The sequence below is a fragment of the Endozoicomonas sp. SESOKO3 genome (assembly GCF_024606255.1).
The window spans coordinates 1-1059 of record NZ_JAHHPR010000047.1 but is presented as its reverse complement, the minus strand read 5'-3'; the positions used below and the strand labels follow the sequence as shown (position 1 = coordinate 1059).

At 51.7% G+C, this 1059-nt stretch carries 2 protein-coding genes; both read right to left on the bottom strand.

The genetic code is table 11. The features are described 5' to 3' along the window. Positions 1 to 245 (bottom strand): iron-containing alcohol dehydrogenase (locus KDK18_RS00795; RefSeq protein ID WP_257252494.1); only part of this gene is annotated, 245 nt, incomplete at its 3' end. Positions 246 to 263: 18 nt separating this feature from the next. After that, a partial coding sequence (locus KDK18_RS00790; RefSeq protein WP_257252492.1) for an aldehyde dehydrogenase family protein occupies positions 264 to 1059 on the bottom strand: 796 nt, incomplete at its 5' end.

Below are 1059 nucleotides of genomic sequence, written 5' to 3'. Positions count from 1 at the left end.
GACACATTCTCACCGGTTGGATTACCCTTGATGCCGGAAAACAGACCGCACCCGTCAAGAGCAGAGCTGACCAGTAAACGAGCCTCCTGAATCATAGGCAACTGAGACAACCCCGGATCAGTAATAATGAGTGGTTTTTTCATCCCCAATTCAATACAGGCAGCGGGCAGATCTTTGATACGGCCAGCCCCTGCACGAATAGCTGTCGGAAAATTCCAGTTAGCTGTGTACTGTTCAATGTCCATTGACGTTTCCTTACTGCTTCAACCGTGCTTGATGTGAAAGGATTTGGGTCGGGTAAGGGCATCAAAACCCAACACCGACAAAGTACAGCCCCGACCTGAGTTTTTAATGCCAGTCCAGGCCAGGGCCGGGTCAAGATAATCACAGCGATTGACAAAAAAAGTGCCGGTTTGCACCTGACGGCCCAGTTCAACGGCTCGCTCAATATCCCTTGAGAAAATAGCGGCCGTCAGTCCAAACTCACTGTCGTTCATCAGGCGGACCGCTTCTTCATCGGAAGAGACTTTTTGAATCCCCAAAACAGGTCCGAAACTTTCTTCCGTCATCACCCGCATAGTGTGGTTCACGTGTGTGAGCAACTGGGGAGCAAGATAGGGAGTGCCCGGCTCATGCTCTGGGAACAAGGCCGGGTCAATATGGGCAACCGCCCCCTGTGAAATAGCTTCTTCCACCTGCCCCCTGACAAAGTCCGCAGCACTGCTTTTCACCAGCGGGCCCAGAGTGGTTTCAGGATCATCGGGTCGTCCGAGACGATACTGCTTCACCAGAGCAACAGCTTTTTCAACAAATGCATCATAAACATCTTCATGTACATAGAGCCTTTCTATGCCGCAGCAAGATTGACCGGAGTTAAAGAAAGCACCGTCTATAACCGTGTCCGTCGCTGAATCCAGATCAGCGTCCGCTCTGATGTAGGCAGGATCTTTGCCACCCAGCTCCAGCCCCATACCTATGAATTGTCCGGCAGCCGCTTTCTCTATTGCCGCTCCAGCAGGGACTGAGCCAGTGAACGCTACATGTTTTATGGTGTCACAC